Genomic DNA, 17,144 nt, shown 5'->3' with positions numbered 1-17,144 from the left:
CCCTGCCCCTGCTGCCCGCACGCTGCGACCGCCAGGCCTATGCCGCCATGCCCGCCCGCGCGACGGAAAACTGCGATGATGGCTGACGTCTCCGCGCGACCGGGCCGCCGCCCGCCAGGGAGCTGACGGATGCTCCTGCTCGTCATCCTACTGCTGCCCTTTGCCGCAGCCACCGTGTCCGCCTTCCTGCCCGGCGGCTCGCGCGACCGTCCCGCCGCCGTGGCCGGCATCGCCACGCTGGCCGCCCTGCTGCTCACCATCACCCAGTTCGGCGCCATCAATGCCGGCATCGTGCCGCAGGTGCGCTACGCCTGGCTGCCCGCCTTCGGCCTCGACATCATCCTGCGCATGGACGGCCTGGCCTGGGTCTTCACCGTCCTCGTGCTCGGCATCGGCCTGCTGGTGCTGCTGTATGCGCGCTACTACATGTCGCGGCGCGATCCGGTGCACCGCTTCTATGCATACGTGATGGCTTTCATGGGGGCGATGCTGGGCGTCGTCCTGTCCGGCAACCTGATCCAGCTCGTGGTGTTCTGGGAGCTGACCAGTGCCACCTCCTTCCTGCTGATCGGCTACTGGCAGCAGCGCAATGACGCGCGCCGCGGTGCCCGCATGGCCTTTACCGTCACGACGGTCGGCGGCCTGTGCCTGCTGGCCGGCATGCTGCTGCTGGGGCATATCGCCGGCAGCTACGAGCTGGAACAGGTGCTTGCTTCCGGCAAGCTGATCCGCGCGCATGACTGGTACCTGCCCACCCTGATCCTGGTGGCGCTGGGCGCCCTGACCAAGAGCGCCCAGTTCCCCTTCCATTTCTGGCTGCCGCATGCGATGGCGGCGCCCACGCCCGTCTCCAGCTACCTGCACTCGGCCACGATGGTCAAGGCCGGCATCTTCCTGCTGATCCGGCTGTGGCCCGCACTGGCCGGCACGCCGGAGTGGAGCTGGATCCTCGGCACGGCGGGCGTCTGCACGCTGCTGCTGGGCTCCTGGTTCGCCATCTTCCAGTACGACATGAAGGGCCTGCTGGCCTATTCGACGATCAGCCACCTGGGCCTGATCACGGTCCTGATCAGCATCGGCACGCCTTCGTCCGTGGTGGCCGCCATCTTCCACACGGTGAACCACGCCATCTTCAAGGCCTCGCTGTTCATGGCCGTGGGCATCGTCGACCACGAGACGGGCACGCGCGACATGCGGGTGCTGCGCGGCCTGCGCCGGGCCATGCCGCATACGGCGGCGCTGGCCGTGGTGGCCAGCGCCGCCATGGCCGGCGTGCCCTTCATGAACGGCTTCCTGTCGAAGGAGATGTTCTTTGCCGAGACGATGGTGGTGGGCGGGTCCGATAACTGGTGGATGTCGGTGGCTGCCTTCGTGATGGGCCTGTTCAGCGTGATCTACTCGCTGCGCTTCATCAGCGTGTTCTTCGGCCCGCTGGCGCACGACCTGCCGGAAGCGCCCCACGAGCCGCCACGCTGGATGCGCGCGCCGATCGAATGCCTGGTGCTGCTGTGTATCCTGGTGGGCGTGCTGCCGGAACGCGTCGTCGGCGACATTCTCGCGATGGCGACGCGCGCCGTGCTGGGCCGCGATGCGCCCGCGTTCGACCTGGCCATCTGGCACGGCGTCAACCTGCCGCTGCTGATGAGCGTCTTCGCGCTGGCCGGCGGCGTGGCCTGCTACCTGCTGTTGAAAAAGCGCTTCGGGCTGGCGCAGCGGGACCGCGTACCGATCCTGCACCACATCAAGGGCGCCCAGCTCTACGAGACCACCATGCTGGGCCTGTCGCTGGGTGCCGCCTGGCTGGTCCGGCTGGCCGGCACGCGCCGCCTGCAGCCGCAGCTGCAGATCCTCATGGCTGCCTTCGTCGTCGTGCCGCTGCTGCTGGCCGGCCCGCTGGTGCCCTGGCTGCTGCCGCCGCCGGAAGGTTTCGACCCGCTGTTCGCCCTCCTCTGGCTGGTGGGTGCCGGCTGCGCGGTGGCTGCCGCCTACCAGGCGAAATACCACCGGCTGGCGGCGCTGGCCCTGGTGGGCGGCACCGGCCTGGCCACCTGCGTCACCTTCCTATGGCTGTCCGCGCCGGACCTGGCGCTGACCCAGCTGATGGTGGAGACGGTGACGACGGTGCTGATCCTGCTCGGCCTGCGCTGGCTGCCGCCCCGCTTCCGGCCCGCCCACCTGTTCACCCGCGCGCCGGCCAGTACCCAGCTGCGGCGCACGCGGGACGTGGCGATCGCCGTCACGGGCGGCCTGGCGCTGGCGGCCTTCAGCTATGCCGTGCTGTCGCGCCCCAGCGTGCCCAGCATCAGCGGCTTCTTCGTCGAGCGAGCGCTCAGGGAAGGCGGCGGCGCCAATGTCGTCAACGTGCTGCTGGTCGATTTCCGCGGCTTCGACACGATGGGCGAGATCACCGTGCTGTCGGCCGTGGCACTCACCGTGTATGCGCTGCTGCGCCGCTTCCGCCCCGCGCCGGAAAGCATCCGCATCCCCATGCAGCAGGCCAACGACGTGGATCCCGCCATCACGCAGAAGCCCGCGCAGCAGGCGACCAGCGGCTACCTGATGATCCAGGCCGTATATCTGCGCTTCCTGCTGCCCGTGATGGGCGTGATCGCCGTGTACTTCTTCATGCGCGGCCACAACCTGCCGGGCGGCGGCTTCGTGGCCGGGCTGATCTTCGCCACCACGCTGATCGTGCAGTACATGGTGGCCGGCACCGACTGGGTGGAATCGCACCTGCGCCTGCGCCCGCACCGCTGGATCGGCGGCGGCCTGCTGTGCGCCTGCGCCACCGGCCTGGGTGCCTGGCTGTTCAATTACCCGTTCCTGACCAGCCACACGGCGCACGTCACGCTGCCGCTGCTGGGCGCGCTGCACGTGCCGTCCGCCTTCGTGTTCGACATGGGCGTGTTCCTCGTCGTGGTCGGCACCACGATGCTGATCCTCGTCGCGCTGGCGCACCAGTCGCTGCGCTCCCGCCGCGTGCCGCCGGGCCTGAGCCGCGCGGCCGCCGTGGCCAACATCCCGCCCGCCAAGGAGATCCGCTGATGGAAATCGTTCTCGCCCTGGCCATCGGCATCGTCTTCGGCGCCGGCATCTGGCTGATCCTGCGCCCGCGCAGCTTCCAGGTGCTGACCGGCCTGATGCTCATGTCGTATGCCGTCAACCTGTTCATCTTCGCGATGGGCCGCCTGACGGTGGACAGCGCGCCGCTGACGCCGGCCGGCACCGTGCCGGACGCGTCGCTGGCCGATCCGGTGCCGCAGGCCCTGGTGCTCACCGCGATCGTGATCGGCTTCGCCACCACCGCCCTGTACCTCGTCGTCATGATCGGCGCGCGCGGCCTGGCCGGCACCGACCATGTCGATGGCGAGGAGCCGGAAGCATGAGCGTGGCCATGACCACCGGCGTGGAATGGAGCCGCCACCTCGTCATGCTGCCCATCGTGCTGCCGCTGCTGTGCGGCGCCGTGCTGGCGACCCTCACGCAGGGCTGGCACCGGCTGAAATTCGCCCTGGCCTACGGCGCCGTGCTGGCCCTGCTGGCCAATGCGGTGGCGCTGATGCACTTCGCCGACAGCGAGTGGAAGAACGGCATCGGCATCTACCTGGCCGCCAACTGGGCCGCGCCGTTCGGCATCGCGCTGGTGGCCGACCGGCTGGCCGCCGCGATGCTGCTGCTCACCTCCCTGCTGGCACTGGCGGCCCTGCATTACGCGCAACCGCGCTGGAGCCGCATCGGCGTGCACTTCCACCCGCTGTTCCAGTTCCTGCTGATGGGCATCAACGGCGCCTTCCTCACGCACGACCTGTTCAACCTGTTCGTGTTCTTCGAGGTGATGCTGGCCGCGTCGTATGGCCTGGTCCTGCACGGCTACAACGTGGAGCGGCTGCGCGCCAGCCTGCAGTACATCGCCGTGAACCTGGTGGCGGCGCTGTTCTTCCTGGTCGGCACGGCGCTGATCTATGCCACCACCGGCACGCTGAACATGGCCGACATCGCCGCGCGCGCCGCCGTACTGGCCGGTGGCGACGCCAGCCTGTTCAAGACCGGCATCGCCGTGCTGGCGCTGGCTTTCCTCACCAAGAGCGCCATGTGGCCACTGGGCTTCTGGCTGCCCACCACGTATGCGGCCGCCTCGCCGCCGGTGGCCGTAATGCTGGTGCTGATGACCAAGGTGGGCGCCTACGTGATCCTGCGCCTCTGGCTGCTCACGTTCAGCGGCACGGCCGGCGACGTGGCCCGCTTCGGCTACGAGGCGCTGCTGTGGGGCGGCATGGCCACCATCGTGTTCGGCGCGGCCGGCATGCTGGCCACCGACACGGCCGGACGGCTGGCCGGCTACGCGGCGATCGTCTCGTCCGGCACGCTGCTGGCCGTGGTCGGCTATGGCCAGCCCTCGCTCGTGACGGCCGGCCTGTACTACTTCCTGGCCTCCACGCTGGCGATCGGCGCCTTCGTGCTGCTGATCGAGCTGGTGGACCGCATCCGTACGCCGGGTGCGGCGATCCTGGCGCTGACGGCCGAGGCCTATGCCGTGGAGGACATGCCGGCCGAACCGAAGGGCCAGGGCGTGCCGGCGGCGATGGCGCTGCTGTCGCTCGCGTTCGCGGCCTGCGCGCTGACGATCGCCGGCCTGCCGCCGCTGTCCGGCTTCGTGGCCAAGTTCGGCATGTTCCACGCGCTGCTCGATCCGGGCCCGCATGCGCCGGGCATTGCAACGGCCGGCTGGACCCTGATGGCGCTGGTGTTCGTGTCCGGCCTGATCAGCATCATCTCGCTGATGCGCTTCGGCGTGCGCACGTTCTGGATCAGCGATGCGGCCCCGCCGCGCCTGCATGCGGCGGAACTGGCGCCGGTGTTCGCGCTGCTGCTGGTGTCCGTGCTGATGACGGTGCAGGCTGCGCCGGTATTCGACTACCTCGCGCGCGCCGGTGCGGCGATCCACCGGCCGGCGCTGTACATCGACCGGGTGCTGGGCGCGAAGCCCGTGCCCGCGCCGGTCACGAGGGCGCCGTGATGCGGTGGCTGCCCTTCCCCATCGTGTCGCTGGCGCTGTGCGCCCTGTGGCTGGTGCTGAACCAGACGCTCGATCCGGCGAATATCCTGTTCGGCGCCGCGCTCGGCATCGCCGTGCCGCTGCTGACGCGCCGGCTGCAGCCGCTCGGCTACCCGCGCCTGCGCAAGCCGCTGGTGTTCGTGCGCCTGATCGGCATGGCCGCCGTGGAGATCGTCCGCTCCTGCTTCGCCGTGTGCCGCATCATCCTGTTCAAGGATTATGGCAAGGTGAACTCGCAGTTCATCCGCGTGCCGCTGACGATGCGCGATCCGTACGGCCTGGCGATGCTGTCCTGCCTGATCAACATGACGCCCGGCACGGTGTGGATCGAGATCCTGCCGGAGGGTCACGAACTGGCGCTGCACGTGTTCGACCTGCACGACCGCGACTGGTGGGTGGACACCATCAGGACCCGCTACGAGGCGCCGCTGATGCAGATCTTCGAATCCGGGGATATCCCGTCCCAAAAGAAGGAGAACGACCATGGCAACCCTGCTTGAAGTGGCCATCGCCTACGCGCTGGTGTGCGTGCTGCTGGCGATGGTGTTCTGCGCCATCCGGCTGCTCGCCGGCCCGGCCGCGCACGACCGCGTGCTGGCGCTCGACACGCTGTGGATGTGCGGCATGCTGGCGGCCATCGTGCTGGGCATCCGCTACGGCACGCAGATCTATTTCGAGATCGCCATCCTGGTCGCGCTGGTCGGCTTCGTGTCGACCATCGCGATGGCCAAGTTCCTGATGCGCGGCGAGATCATCGAATGAGGAAGCCCCAATGAGCACCATCGAGACGATCCCCGCCTGGGCCGCGCTGCCGGTGGCGCTGCTGCTGGTCCTGGGCGGCACGGTCATCCTGGCCGGTGCGCTCGGCCTGCTGCGGCTGCGCACCTTCTACCAGCGCATCCACGGCCCCGCCATCACCATCACGCTGGGCGCCGGCTGCCTGCTGCTGGCCTCGATGATCTACTTTACCGTGACGCAGGCGCGCCCGGTCTTCCATGAGATCATCATCACCGTGTTCATCCTGCTGACCGCGCCCGTAGTGGCGATGACGATCATGCGCGCCGCCGTGTACCGCGACCTGCGGGCCCGCAAGGACGGGGGCGGCGTGACGGCGGGCGATGTCTACGCCCTCACGGATGCGCGCACGGCGCCCCCGGAGACGCCGCCCGCCTAGCGGTCCGCCCGCGCGATGCGTGCCGCGAAATCGGCGAGATACGCGGCGCGCCAGCGGCTGACGGTTTGCGCGCCCTGGTGCTCGCCTTCGGCCACGCGGGGGTCCGGATCGTCGGTCCACCAGTTCGCATATCTTGCCGACGGCTTGCTGCCCGCGGCGGGCATCACGGCGGTGAACGCCCCCTTCAATGGCGCGACGCCCGGCTTGTCGCTGCGGATCTCGTAGCTGAACGTCTTCGCTTCCTTCGGCGAAAACAGGAAGCGCCAGCTGCCGTCCGCGTGGCGGTAGCCGGGGAACGACTGGCCATCCACGAACAGCCTGGTCGCCGCCACCGGCAGCGCGTCGCTGGCCAGCCTGAATTCGACGATGGAAAAGGCCTCGACGCGGTCGGCCGCCGTGGCGGGACGGTCGAACGTGGTGCGCTGGCGCTCCCATGCGCGCACGTAGTGCCCGCCCCAGGAATCGCGGGTGGGATCGAGCGGCGTGGCGCCCAGCAGGTACGTGACGGACGGCGTGTCGCCCATCTTGATCGTGCCCTTCAGGTGGCCGGCGAAGTAGTTTCCCAGCGCGCCGTGGCCCTGCAACCTGTGCTGCACGAAGGCCGTGTTGCCCAGGTCGCCCCGCTGGTCGCCGCCCACGAACCAGCCACGGTAGGTGGAATTCGATTCGATCATCCACAGGTCCGGATGCTCGCGCTCGATGTAGTCGAACGCGGCCGGCCCCCACTTCTTGTTCGGCCCGCCGATCCAGTACACCCGCAGCTTCGGCTTGATGGACGGATCGTCGTGCAGCGCCTGCGCCACGTCGCTCAGGTTGCCCCAGGCGAGCACCCACAGCGGCCGCGGATCGTCGCGCTTCGCGGCGGCGATGATGGCGTTCGATCCCTCCGTGGGCACGCCCCAGCCGCGCAGGCCGGTGGAACCGGTCTCGCCCTGCTTCGTCACCGCGCGCAGCGCCTCCGGTGCCGGATACCCGGGCGAATGCCGCTTCAGCTTCGGGTAATCCTTCTCGTATTCGTCGATGACCGCGAGGATGTTGCGCGCGCGGCCCGCATCGGATTCGAACGGCGACGAGATCAGGCCCTCGATATCGAACGTGTCCGCGTAGGCCAGCAGGTGCACCATCGACTGGTCGTCATCCGGATCGGTGCCGCCGATATCGGTGGACACGACGATGCGGTGGCGCGGCCCTTCGGCGGCGGCACCCGGCGGGACGGCCAGCATGGCGGCCGCGCAGGCGGCCGGCGCCAATGTCTTGTACAGAGCGGGACGGAGCGACTGGAGCATGGGTGCCTTCAGGGATGCGCAATGTGCGTAGTGTACGATGATACCGATGCCACGAGCCCTATACTGCGAGTCCGGTACTGCGAGTCCCTTACTGCGAGTCCGATACTGCGAGTCCGATACTGCGAGCCCGCTACCACCAACCGAATGCGCCTCCCGCAGGCGCCATCCCGCGAGAATACGATGAAGAGTATCCTTTCCATTGCCCTGCTCCTGCTGTCGCAGTTCGCCGTCGCCGAGACGGCGCCGCCCCGCTATGCCGACGCCGTCGCGGCCATCAAGCGCTACGACAGGATGTACCAGACGCCGCCCCATCCGATCGTGTTCGTCGGCAGCTCGTCGATCCGCAAGTGGGAGACGCTGCAGGTGGCGTTCGGGTCGTACAACGTGATCAACCGCGGCATCGGCGGCAGCACCATCGAGGACATTGCAGTGCATCTCGATGACCTGGTCGTGAGCTACCAACCGCGCCAGGTGGTGCTCTACGTGGGCGACAACAACATCCCCGACGAAAAGGAGTCCGCAACGTCGGTGGCCGGCAAGACGGTCGACCTGGTGCGCGCGATCCGCGCCCGCCTGCCCGGCGTGCCGCTGCTGTATATATCGATGAAGCCCAGTCCCTCGCGCGACAAGTACCGTGACAAATATGTCGAGGCGAACCGGCTGATCGCCGACGCGCTGGCGAAGGAACCGCAGGCCAGCTTCGTGGACGTGTTTGCGCCGATGCTCGACAACGGCAAGGCGCGGCGCGAGCTGTTCGTCGACGACATGCTGCATCTCAATCGCGACGGCTACCGTCTCTGGGAAGAGCAGGTCGGCCCGCACCTGCTGAAGAACTGAGTTACCCGCCCCGCACCACCTGCAGCTTCACCTTCCTGCCGTTCCGGTAGGTGAACAGCGTCATCGCCGCGTTGCGCAGGTCGCCCTTGGCATCGAAGGCGATCGTGCCCGTCACGCCTTCGTGGCGCACCTTCGCCAGCGCCGGCAGGAACGTGGCGGGCACCGTGGAGCCGGCCGCCTGCATCGCCTTGGCCAGCACCATCACGGCGTCGTAGGCATACGGTGCGTAGGACTGGATCTGCAGCTTGTAGCGCGCCTGGTAGCGCTGCGTGAAGGCGGCCGCACCGGCTTCCCGCGGGCCCTCCACGCCGCCGGCCACCACGCACACCACCTTGCCTTCGCCCAGCGCGTCGCCGGCCAGCACCGGCATGCGTTCGGAGCAGATGCCGTCGCCCGACACCAGCATGGCCGGCAGGCCCAGCGTCTTCATCTGCTTGAGCATCGGCCCGGCCACCGCGTCCATGCCGCCGTAGAAGATCACGTCCGGCTTCTTGGCGCGGATCTGCGTGAGGATGGCGTTGAAGTCGACGGCCTTGTCGCTGGTGAACTGGCGGCTGACGAGGGTGGCGGCGCCGCCCGCGGCCCGCACGCCTTTGGCGAATTCGTCCGCCAGGCCCTGGCCGAAGGCCGTGCGGTCGTCGATGATGGCGATGCGTTTCGCCTTCAGCGTGCCCAGCGTATAAGTGGCCAGCGTGCGGCCGATCAGGTTGTCGTTGGCGACCACCCGGAAGGCCGTCCTGAAACCCTGCTGCGTGTAGACGGGCGTGGTGGCGGCCGGCGAGATCTGCGGGATGCCGGCGGTGGCGTAGATCTTCGAGGCAGGCACCGTGGTGCCCGAGTTCAGGTGGCCCACGACGGCGGCCACGTGGGCGTCGACCAGCTTCTGCGCGACGGCGGTGCCGGCCTTCGGGTCGGCCGCATCGTCCTCCGGCTGCAGCACCCACTGGATCTTCCTGCCGCCGATGGCGATGCCGGCCGCGTTCAGCTCGTCGATGGCCATGCGGGCGCCGTTCTCGATATCCTTGCCCTGGTGCGCGCCGGGACCGGACAGCGGCGAGGCGGTACCGATCTTCACGATGGTCTGGGCGATGGCACTGGTGGAAGCAAGCACGCTGGTGGCGATGGTGGCGAGGGCGGCAAGGCGGCGGGACATGACGGCTTTCGTGGTTGGATGCCCCGATTGTAATGCCCGGCCCGCCGATGGCGCGCCCGGCACCGCTGCGCACGCCAACGTGCCTGCGTGGCGCACCGCCACCGACGGGTTCGCGTAGAATCCGCTCCTACCGGGCCGCGTGCCGGCCGTTGCCTCACAAAGATCGCTGCACATGAACCCCTTGGATACTGCGGTGCTGCCGCCCTCGGTCCTGCCGCCTTTTGCGCAGGAAGGCAGGATGGCGGCGCGCCTGCGCGGCCATGACTGGGCGCGCTCCGAACTCGGCGACCGGCCGGCCTGGCCGCACAGCCTGAACCTGGCCCTGAACATCTGCCTCGATTCGCACTTTCCCATCGCCGTCTGGTGGGGTCCGCGGCTGATCCAGTTCTACAACGATGCCTACCAGCCGATCCTTGGCGACGAGAAGGATGTCACGGCCTTCGGCGGCGCCGCGATCGACTCGTGGCGCGAGATCTGGCCCACGATCGGGCCGATGGTCGACCAGGTCATGCACCAGGGCCGCGCCGTCAGGGGCGAGGACCTGCCGCTCCACATCCACCGCGATGGCGCGCTGGGCCTGGCCCACTTCACGTTCTCCTACAGTCCCATCCGGGACGAGACCGGCGCCGTGGTCGGCATGTTTACGGCCGCCGTCGAGACCACGGCGCGGGTGGCGCTCGAACAGCGCCAGGCGTTCCGGCTGGCGCTGGCCGAAGCCTTGCGGCAGGTGGCGGACGCCGACGCCGCGCTGCGGGCCGCGGGGGACGCGCTGAGCGCGCACCTGGACGCGCACTACATCGGCTATGCCGAACCGGATCCGGCCTGCCAGCGCGCCGTGCTGCGCGACATTGGCGGCACCGTGGCCAGCGCCGCGCTGCATGGCCCGGCGCTGGCCGCACTGGGCGCCGCCCTGGAAGCGGGCCAGCCGCTACGTATCGACGATGCAGAGGGCGGCGGGGGCGACCTTGCACTTGCCGTGCCCGATCTCGGCGCGCTGCTGGTCCTGCCGCTGCGCCGCGATGGCGGTGCGGCCGCCGCGCTGGTGGTGGGCAAGCGCGCGGCGCACCGCTGGACCGATGCGCAAGTGCAGACGGCCCAGGAAAGCCTCGACCAGCTGGAAGGCGCCGTCAGCCGGCTGCGCGCCGAGCAGCTGGTGCGCAAGCAGCTGGGCTCGGAGGTCGAGCGCCTGCGCCGCCTGTTCGACCAGGCGCCCAGCTTCATCGCCGTCACGCGTGGCCCGCAGCACGTGTACGAATTGGCCAACGCCGCCTACCTGCTGGCGATCGGCCACCGCGACATCCTCGACAAGCCGATCCGCGATGCCCTGCCCGAACTGGCGGGACAGGGCTTCTTCGAGCTGCTCGACCATGTCTACACCACCGGCGTGCCCTACATCGCGCACGGCATGCCGGTGCGGCTGCAGCGCGCGCCCGGCGGCCCGCTGGAAGAGCTGATGCTGGACTTCATCTACCAGCCCGTCACCGATGCCGAGGGGCGCATCTCCGGCATCCTGGTCGAGGGCAGCGATGTCACCAGCCAGTACCGCGCGCAGGCGGAGCTGGTGCGCGAGCGGGACCGCACCCGGCACATCCTGTCCAGCATGAAGGAAGGCTTTGCCGTCATCGACAACACGTGGACGGTGCGCCAGGTGAACGAGGAAGGCCTGCGCCTGGCGCGGCGGGGCCGCGAGGACGTGCTGGGCCATCATTACTGGGAAGTCTGGCCCGGGCTGCACGGCACGGAAGCGGTGGCGCTGTTCCGCCGCGTACTGGAGACCAACGCGACGGAGACAAAGGACTTCCGCATCGCCTGGCCGGACGGCCAGCAGGTGTGGCTGGAGATCCGCGCCTATCCGTCCCTGGAAGGCGGGCTGGCGTTCTTCTTCCGCGACATCACGGAACGCAAGAGCGCCCAGCAGCAGCTGCGCGATGCCGACCTTCGCAAGGACGAGTTCCTGGCCATGCTGGCACACGAGCTGCGCAATCCGCTGGCGCCGATCAGCGCCGCGGCCGACCTGCTGCGCCTGCCCGGCATCGACGCGCCGCGCCTGCGGCAGACCAGCGGCATCATCTCGCGCCAGGTGAAGCACATGACCAGCCTGGTGGACGACCTGATGGACGTGTCGCGCGTGACACGGGGCCTCGTCACGCTGGAACAGCGGCTGCTCGACGTCCGGCAGATCGTGACGGATGCGGTGGAGCAGACCCGCCCCCTGATCGAGGCGCGCCGCCATGCGCTGGCGGTCAGCCTGCCGGACGAAGCGGCGGGGGTGCACGGCGACCAGAAGCGGCTGGTGCAGGTGCTGACCAACCTGCTGAACAACGCAGCCAAGTACACGCCGGAAGGCGGCACGATCGGGCTGGACGTGGGCGTGACGGCGGCCGTGGTGCGCTGCACGGTGCGCGACAACGGCATCGGCATGGACGCGGACCTGATGGGCAAGGTGTTCGAGCTGTTCATGCAGGCGGAGCGTTCGTCCGACCGTTCGCAGGGCGGACTCGGCATCGGGCTGGCGCTGGTGAAAAGCCTGGTGGAGCTGCACCGCGGCACCGTCTCCGTGCGCAGCGACGGCGCGGGACTGGGCAGCGAATTCACGGTGGCCCTGCCCCGCGCCGCCTTCGACGAGCAGACATTCGCACCCGCCCCGGGCGCGGCAGCCCCGGCGCCGCACGGGCTGCGCATCATGGTGGTGGACGACAACGTCGATGCGGCGCAGATGCTGGCACTGCTGCTGGAGAGTACGGGGCACCGCGTAACCGTCGAGCACAGCCCGTACGCGGCCCTGCGGCGCCTGCAGGACGGCGCGATCGACGTGTTCCTGCTCGACATCGGGCTGCCGCAGATGGATGGCTACGAACTGGCGCAGCGCCTGCGCCAGCAGCCCAACGGCGCCACGGCCACCTTCATCGCCATCACCGGCTATGGCCAGGAAGCGGACCGCCGCTCCAGCCAGAGTGCCGGCTTCTCCTACCACTTCCTCAAGCCGGTCGATGCCGCCGGCCTGGCCAGGCTGCTCGGTACGCTGGCCGGCGAACGCCGGCCGCCCCCGCCGCCCTAGAAGCTGTAGCGCGCACCGGCCCAGACGGTGCGCGGTGCGCCGGGTGCGTAGAACGTGGAGGACACCAGGCTGCTGTTGTCGCCCAGTGCCGCGAACGGCCGCGCGATGAAGTGGCCGTCCGGCGTCAGCCCCGTCGCGTTCAGCTGCGACGACGTGGCATAGCGGCGGTCGAACAGGTTGCCCACCTGGACGAAGAACCGCAGCCGCGGCGTGGGCGTGAACGTGGTGCCCAGGTCGGCCACGGCATAGCCGGCCGTGCGGCCGCTGCCGACGAAGTACGTGCCGTCCGGCGCGTGCCCGCCGTTCTCGTTGCCCCGCGCGAGCGCCCCCGACGAGGCGCGCAGGCCCGCTTCCACCGACCATGCGGGCGCAATGCGCCATTCGGCACGGGCCTTGAACAGGTGGCGCGGGATCAGCGGCAGGCGGTCGCCCGGTTCCACCTCGATATTGCCGTCCTCGTCGGCGCTGCTGTTGGCTTGCGCATTGAGCACCTCGGCGCTGCGGAAGGTGGCGTCCAGCCAGGTGTAGTGGGCCGACAGCTCGATGTCGCCGGTCTTGCCTTCGATGCCCAGCTCGATGCCCTGCCGCCGCGTCCTGCCGACATTGCGGAAGTAGCCGAAGCCGGCCGCATTGTCCGCCACGAACAGGATGTCGTCGACATTGTCCGCCCTGAACACGCCGGCGCTCCAGTCGGTCCTGCCGGCGAGCCGGCCGCGCAGCCCCGCCTCCCAGGTCTTCGTGACGACCTGCCGCAGCGGCGGATCGCCTGCCATCGCGTTGGGCAGCTTGCAGGGGTTTTCCGGGTCCGCACAGCCCAGTTCCACGGCGGTCGGCGCGCGCGTGCCTTCGTTGTAGCCGGCGTACACGTTCAGCCCACTGCCGGCATCCCAGGTGGCGCCGATGGCCGGGTTGAAGCGGTTGAAGCGGTGGTCGCCATCGAGCGAACCGGCACCGCCGCCGGGCGTGATGCGGTCCCGGTTGTGCACCGTGGTGCGGTTGTAGCGGCCGGACAGCGTGACATGCAGCGCCGTGCCGAGGGTCAGCGTGTCCGTCGCATACACGCTGGCCGTGCGGGTGCGGCCCAGCAGGTCCACGCGCGCATCGACGGGCGTGCCGTCGTCGTCGATCTCCGAACCGTCCGCAAAGAAGTCCACCGGAGTCACGCTGTGGTCGGGATTCAGGTAGCCGAACTGCGCGGACTGGGTGAAGTCGACGCGGCTCCTGTCGAAGGCGGCACCGGCCGTGAACTGGTTGCCCTGGCCGGCCAGCGTGACCTGCCCGCTGATGCCGTAGCTGGCCTGGCGGCTGTGCGTGCGGTTGAGCAGGCCGTTGCACTTCTCGGCCGGCTCATCGCCCAGCAGCACGTTGCCGAGGCAGCGCCAGAACGGGAACGGCGTGTTGGCCGCCGTCGCACCGCTGGCCGGAAAGCCCGTGTAGCCGGCGGCCGCGAGTGCCGCGCGTTCCGCCGCGCCGGGCTGGTACACCGACTGGTCGAGCGCATCGTCGTTCATGTCGCCATTGAGCGTGGCGGTGCGGATGCGCCGGTAGTAGGCATTGCCGGAGAACTGTACCGCGTCGCTGACCGCGTGGCTGGCGACGAGGTTGAGCAGCAGCGAGCGGTTGCGGGTCTGGTCCGGGGTGGTGTAGACGCTGGCGCGGTCGCGTTCCAGCAGGCGCCCTTCCTGCAGGCCGTTGCCGGTCAGCCGCGTGCGGGCCAGCGCCGCGCTGAGTGCCACGTCGGTGCGGCCGTCCAGCCAGCCCACCTTGCCGAACAGCTGGCCCAGGCGGGTGGGCGACGCGGCGCGCCAGCCATCCTCGCGAAAGCCGTTGCCCGTGACATACCAGTGCCAGCCTGCCCTGCGCCCGGCCGCGGCGCCGTTCCCGCCATGCTCGAACACGAGTTCCTGCCGGTCGTGGCGCCCGGCCAGCAACTGCGCGGAGGTGCCGGGATCGCGCATGCCGTCCCTGGTGCGGATCGAGAAGGCGCCGCCCAGCGTGTTCAGGCCGAACAGGGGATTCGAGCCGGGCATCAGCGCCAGCGAGGCGATGGCGGCCCGCGGGATCAGGTCCCAGCTGACCACGTCGCCGAACGGCTGGTTGAACCGCACGCCATCGACGTAGACGGACAGGCCCTGCGGCGTGCCGAGCAGCGGCGAGGCGGTGAAACCGCGGAAGTTCAGGTCCGGCTGGAACGGATTGCCCTGCACCTCGTTGACGAACACGCTGCCCACGCGGCGGTTCAGCGCATCCGGCAGGCTGGCACCCGTGGTGGCCGTGACGGCGACGCCGTCCAGCGTCTGCACATTGGCGGGGATCTGCCCGGGCGGCAGGCCCAGGCCGGGCAGCGGCGTGGTGCCGACCACTTCCACCACCGGCAGCGCGGGGGTCTCCTGCGCCACGGCCCGCACCGCCGGCCAGGCGACCAGCAGTCCCCCTGCAAGAACGGTCCCGATGTGCAGCGTGGAAGGTGACGGCATGGCGATCTCCTGTGGTCGTGGGCCTGTGGCGGAACGATTATTCCCATGGAAGCCATGGCGCTGCTAGGGAAAAATTCCCGACCTGCGCCAGGCCGTGGCACGGCGTTTGCAGAGGTGCCCATGTCAAAACCGGATCGAGGACACCATGGACCTGCGCCGCCGCCTGGCCGGCATGCTTGCCCTGCTGCTGGGCAGCCTGTTCGCGCTGACCGCCATCATCCAGCTGTATTCGCTGCGTGCCGATATCGAAGCGGAAGTCGCCGCGTCGGTACGGCTGGTGAACGTGCTGGCGGCCGCCGGCGCACCGCCGCCGCTGGCCGGGCCGCCACTGGCGCAGCGCCTGGCCGAGGCACGGCTGCGCCACCTGAGCGTCCGCACGGCGGACCAGCCGGCGGCCAACGCCACGCCCCATCCCGTGCTGGCGTGGCTCGGGCTGGCGCCGCCGGCACAGGGCGAACGGGCCATCCATATTGGCGGGCAAACGCTGTACATCACGCCGAACCCCCGCTCCGAAATCGACGAGCGGCTGGCGGCCACTGTGCGGATCTGGAGCACCCTGCTGTTCATTTCCGGAACAGCCTTCCTCGTCACGTGGTGGTGCACCGACCGTGCGCTGGCGCCGGTGCGCCAACTGGAGGACAGCCTGCACCGGCTGGCGCGCAGCGAACCGGTACCGCGGCTGCCGGCGTTCGCGCTGCGCGAATTCGGCCGCGTGGCACGCGCCATCGACCACCTGGCCCGTGCGCTGGCCGAGGCGCGCGCGGGCCAGCACGAACTGGCACGCCAGCTGATCGCGGTGCAGGAAGACGAGCGCCGCGCGCTGGCCCGCGAGCTGCACGACGAAATGGGGCAGACGCTGACCGCGCTGAACGTCACCGCCACGCATCTGGCCCGCAATGCCGAGGGGCTGGCACCGGCCGCGGTGGCCGAATGCGCCCTGGACCTGCGCCGCGACCTGCGCACCTGTGGCGAGCAGCTGCGCACGATGCTCAGGGCGCTGCGGCCCCACGGCCTGCATGCCAGCGGGCTGGCGCAGACGCTGCATGAACTGGTGCAGGGCTGGCGCGGCCGCCAGACGGCCATCGCGTTTGCCCTGGACCTGCCGCGGGAGCTGCCGGACATGGGCGACGCGATGGCGCTGACGCTCTACCGGGTGGTGCAGGAAGCGCTGACGAACGCGGTGCGCCACAGCGGCGCGCGGCACTGCACGGTGCGGCTGTCCGGCGGCGCCGGAACGCTGGTGCTGGAAGTGCGCGACGATGGCCGCGGGCTGCCGGCCGGTCCCCGCTGGCATGGCGGCCTGCTGGGCATGCGCGAACGGGTGGCGATGCTCGACGGGCAGCTGCAGGCCCTGCCGAATCCCGGCGGTGGGCTGCTGCTGCGCGCCACCTTCCCGCTGGCGTGCGGCGTCGCGCCGGCCACCGAGCCTGCCGAGGTGCCGGCATGACGCGCATCGTGCTGGTCGACGACCATGCCATCGTCCGCAGCGGCTACCGGCGACTGCTGTCGGCGGAGCCGGATTTCGAAGTGGTGGGCGAGGCGGCGACCGTCCAGGAAGCCAATGCGCTGGTGGGCCGCGCGGCACCCGATGTCGCCATCGTGGACCTGAGCCTGAAAGGCAGCAGCGGCCTGGAAGCGATCGCCGGCATGCTGGCGAGGCAGCCCGCGCTGCGGGTGCTGGTGCTGTCGATGCACGACGACGCCGGCCACCTGCTGCAGGCCCTGAAGGCCGGCGCGCACGGCTATCTCACCAAGCGCAGCGAACCCGAGGAAGTGATCGAGGCGATCCGCGGGGTGATGCGCGGGCAGCGCGTGCTGTCGCAGGACCTGCGCGGGCTGGACAGGCATGCCGATGAGGGCGCCGCGGCCGGCGACACCGCGCTGCGCGACCTGAAGCCGCGCGAATTCGAGCTGCTGCGCATGCTGGTGCAGGGCGAGTCCGTGCAGGCGATTGCCACCGTGATGCATCTCAGTCCGAAGACGGTGCTGAACTACCTGACCTTGATCCGCCAGAAGCTCAACGCCGACAACGATTTTAAACTGATGCACCTGGCGGCGCGCTCCGGGCTGGTGGAATTCGGCGCGGCCGTGCCGGCATGATGC

The 17,144-nt window shown here is 69.8% G+C and carries 13 protein-coding genes; 10 read left to right on the top strand and 3 right to left on the bottom strand.

Annotated features, from left to right (window positions below; genetic code table 11):
• The first annotated feature begins 129 nt into the window (after positions 1–129).
• Genes IP91_RS20765 through mnhG form a run of 6 tightly spaced genes read left to right on the top strand, consistent with a single transcriptional unit; the run spans position 130 to position 6,230 of the window.
• Positions 130–3,045 (top strand): monovalent cation/H+ antiporter subunit A, encoded by a 2,916-nt coding sequence (locus IP91_RS20765; protein ID WP_145651507.1) that lies wholly within the window; start codon positions 130–132, stop codon positions 3,043–3,045.
• Positions 3,045–3,386 (top strand): Na+/H+ antiporter subunit C, encoded by a 342-nt coding sequence (locus IP91_RS20760; protein WP_145651505.1) that lies wholly within the window; start codon positions 3,045–3,047, stop codon positions 3,384–3,386. Before IP91_RS20765 ends, IP91_RS20760 begins: the two co-directional genes overlap by 1 nt.
• Positions 3,383–5,017, top strand: coding sequence for a monovalent cation/H+ antiporter subunit D (locus IP91_RS20755; RefSeq protein ID WP_229474759.1), 1,635 nt, complete (start codon positions 3,383–3,385; stop codon positions 5,015–5,017). The genes IP91_RS20760 and IP91_RS20755 overlap by 4 nt, the downstream gene beginning before the upstream one ends.
• On the top strand, positions 5,017–5,556 hold the full coding sequence (locus IP91_RS20750; RefSeq protein ID WP_229474757.1) for a Na+/H+ antiporter subunit E: 540 nt from the start codon (positions 5,017–5,019) through the stop codon (positions 5,554–5,556). The genes IP91_RS20755 and IP91_RS20750 overlap by 1 nt, the downstream gene beginning before the upstream one ends.
• On the top strand, positions 5,540–5,818 hold the full coding sequence (locus IP91_RS20745) for a K+/H+ antiporter subunit F (RefSeq protein WP_145651501.1): 279 nt from the start codon (positions 5,540–5,542) through the stop codon (positions 5,816–5,818). The genes IP91_RS20750 and IP91_RS20745 overlap by 17 nt, the downstream gene beginning before the upstream one ends.
• Before the next feature lie 10 nt (positions 5,819–5,828).
• Entirely contained in the window at positions 5,829–6,230 is a 402-nt protein-coding gene (mnhG, locus tag IP91_RS20740; RefSeq protein ID WP_145651499.1) for a monovalent cation/H(+) antiporter subunit G, read from the top strand.
• Here mnhG and IP91_RS20735 read toward each other — a convergent pair.
• Entirely contained in the window at positions 6,227–7,516 is a 1,290-nt protein-coding gene (locus tag IP91_RS20735) for a DUF1593 domain-containing protein (RefSeq protein WP_199754679.1), read from the bottom strand. The genes mnhG and IP91_RS20735 overlap by 4 nt on opposite strands.
• Positions 7,517–7,696: 180 nt before the next feature.
• Here IP91_RS20735 and IP91_RS20730 point away from each other — a divergent pair, with 180 nt between their 5' ends.
• Positions 7,697–8,353, top strand: coding sequence for a GDSL-type esterase/lipase family protein (locus IP91_RS20730; RefSeq protein WP_145651497.1), 657 nt, complete (start codon positions 7,697–7,699; stop codon positions 8,351–8,353).
• Position 8,354: 1 nt separating this feature from the next.
• Here IP91_RS20730 and IP91_RS20725 read toward each other — a convergent pair whose 3' ends face one another.
• The gene (locus IP91_RS20725; protein WP_145651495.1) at positions 8,355–9,506 is read right to left on the bottom strand and encodes a branched-chain amino acid ABC transporter substrate-binding protein; all 1,152 of its coding nucleotides are present in this window, start codon (positions 9,504–9,506) and stop codon (positions 8,355–8,357) included.
• Between the two features lie 172 nt (positions 9,507–9,678).
• On the opposite strand from IP91_RS20725, the gene IP91_RS20720 reads away from it, so the two are divergent.
• Positions 9,679–12,564 carry a hybrid sensor histidine kinase/response regulator gene (locus IP91_RS20720; protein ID WP_145651493.1) on the top strand — a complete coding sequence of 962 codons (2,886 nt, stop codon included), beginning with the start codon at positions 9,679–9,681 and terminating at the stop codon, positions 12,562–12,564.
• Here the strand turns inward: IP91_RS20720 and IP91_RS20715 are convergent.
• Positions 12,561–15,041 (bottom strand): TonB-dependent receptor, encoded by a 2,481-nt coding sequence (locus tag IP91_RS20715; RefSeq protein ID WP_145651491.1) that lies wholly within the window; start codon positions 15,039–15,041, stop codon positions 12,561–12,563. The two genes, IP91_RS20720 and IP91_RS20715, sit on opposite strands and share 4 nt — an antisense overlap.
• A 145-nt stretch (positions 15,042–15,186) precedes the next feature.
• Between IP91_RS20715 and IP91_RS20710 the strand changes: the two genes are divergently transcribed.
• Both IP91_RS20710 and IP91_RS20705 read left to right on the top strand, forming a co-directional pair.
• Complete coding sequence (locus IP91_RS20710; protein ID WP_229474755.1) at positions 15,187–16,488, top strand: sensor histidine kinase; 1,302 nt, start codon at positions 15,187–15,189, stop codon at positions 16,486–16,488.
• Positions 16,485–17,141, top strand: coding sequence for a response regulator (locus IP91_RS20705; RefSeq protein ID WP_199754677.1), 657 nt, complete (start codon positions 16,485–16,487; stop codon positions 17,139–17,141). Before IP91_RS20710 ends, IP91_RS20705 begins: the two co-directional genes overlap by 4 nt.
• Positions 17,142–17,144: the final 3 nt, after the last annotated feature.

It is taken from the genome of Pseudoduganella lurida (genome assembly GCF_007830455.1).
Classification (GTDB): domain Bacteria; phylum Pseudomonadota; class Gammaproteobacteria; order Burkholderiales; family Burkholderiaceae_D; genus Rugamonas; species Rugamonas lurida.
The sequence above is the reverse complement of the archived record's forward strand: the minus strand, read 5'-3'. Positions and strand labels throughout refer to the sequence as shown.

Bases quoted from the DNA above. Each gene is read 5' to 3' on its own strand.
- mnhG (WP_145651499.1), top strand. From the start codon at position 5,829: ATGAGCACCATCGAGACGATCCCCGCCTGGGCCGCGCTGCCGGTGGCG.
- IP91_RS20725 (WP_145651495.1), bottom strand. From the start codon at position 9,506: ATGTCCCGCCGCCTTGCCGCCCTCGCCACCATCGCCACCAGCGTGCTT.
- IP91_RS20715 (WP_145651491.1), bottom strand. From the start codon at position 15,041: ATGCCGTCACCTTCCACGCTGCACATCGGGACCGTTCTTGCAGGGGGA.
- IP91_RS20720 (WP_145651493.1), top strand. From the start codon at position 9,679: ATGAACCCCTTGGATACTGCGGTGCTGCCGCCCTCGGTCCTGCCGCCT.
- IP91_RS20710 (WP_229474755.1), top strand. From the start codon at position 15,187: ATGGACCTGCGCCGCCGCCTGGCCGGCATGCTTGCCCTGCTGCTGGGC.
- IP91_RS20705 (WP_199754677.1), top strand. From the start codon at position 16,485: ATGACGCGCATCGTGCTGGTCGACGACCATGCCATCGTCCGCAGCGGC.
- IP91_RS20730 (WP_145651497.1), top strand. From the start codon at position 7,697: ATGAAGAGTATCCTTTCCATTGCCCTGCTCCTGCTGTCGCAGTTCGCC.
- IP91_RS20755 (WP_229474759.1), top strand. From the start codon at position 3,383: ATGAGCGTGGCCATGACCACCGGCGTGGAATGGAGCCGCCACCTCGTC.
- IP91_RS20760 (WP_145651505.1), top strand. From the start codon at position 3,045: ATGGAAATCGTTCTCGCCCTGGCCATCGGCATCGTCTTCGGCGCCGGC.
- IP91_RS20765 (WP_145651507.1), top strand. From the start codon at position 130: ATGCTCCTGCTCGTCATCCTACTGCTGCCCTTTGCCGCAGCCACCGTG.
- IP91_RS20750 (WP_229474757.1), top strand. From the start codon at position 5,017: ATGCGGTGGCTGCCCTTCCCCATCGTGTCGCTGGCGCTGTGCGCCCTG.
- IP91_RS20745 (WP_145651501.1), top strand. From the start codon at position 5,540: ATGGCAACCCTGCTTGAAGTGGCCATCGCCTACGCGCTGGTGTGCGTG.
- IP91_RS20735 (WP_199754679.1), bottom strand. From the start codon at position 7,516: ATGCTCCAGTCGCTCCGTCCCGCTCTGTACAAGACATTGGCGCCGGCC.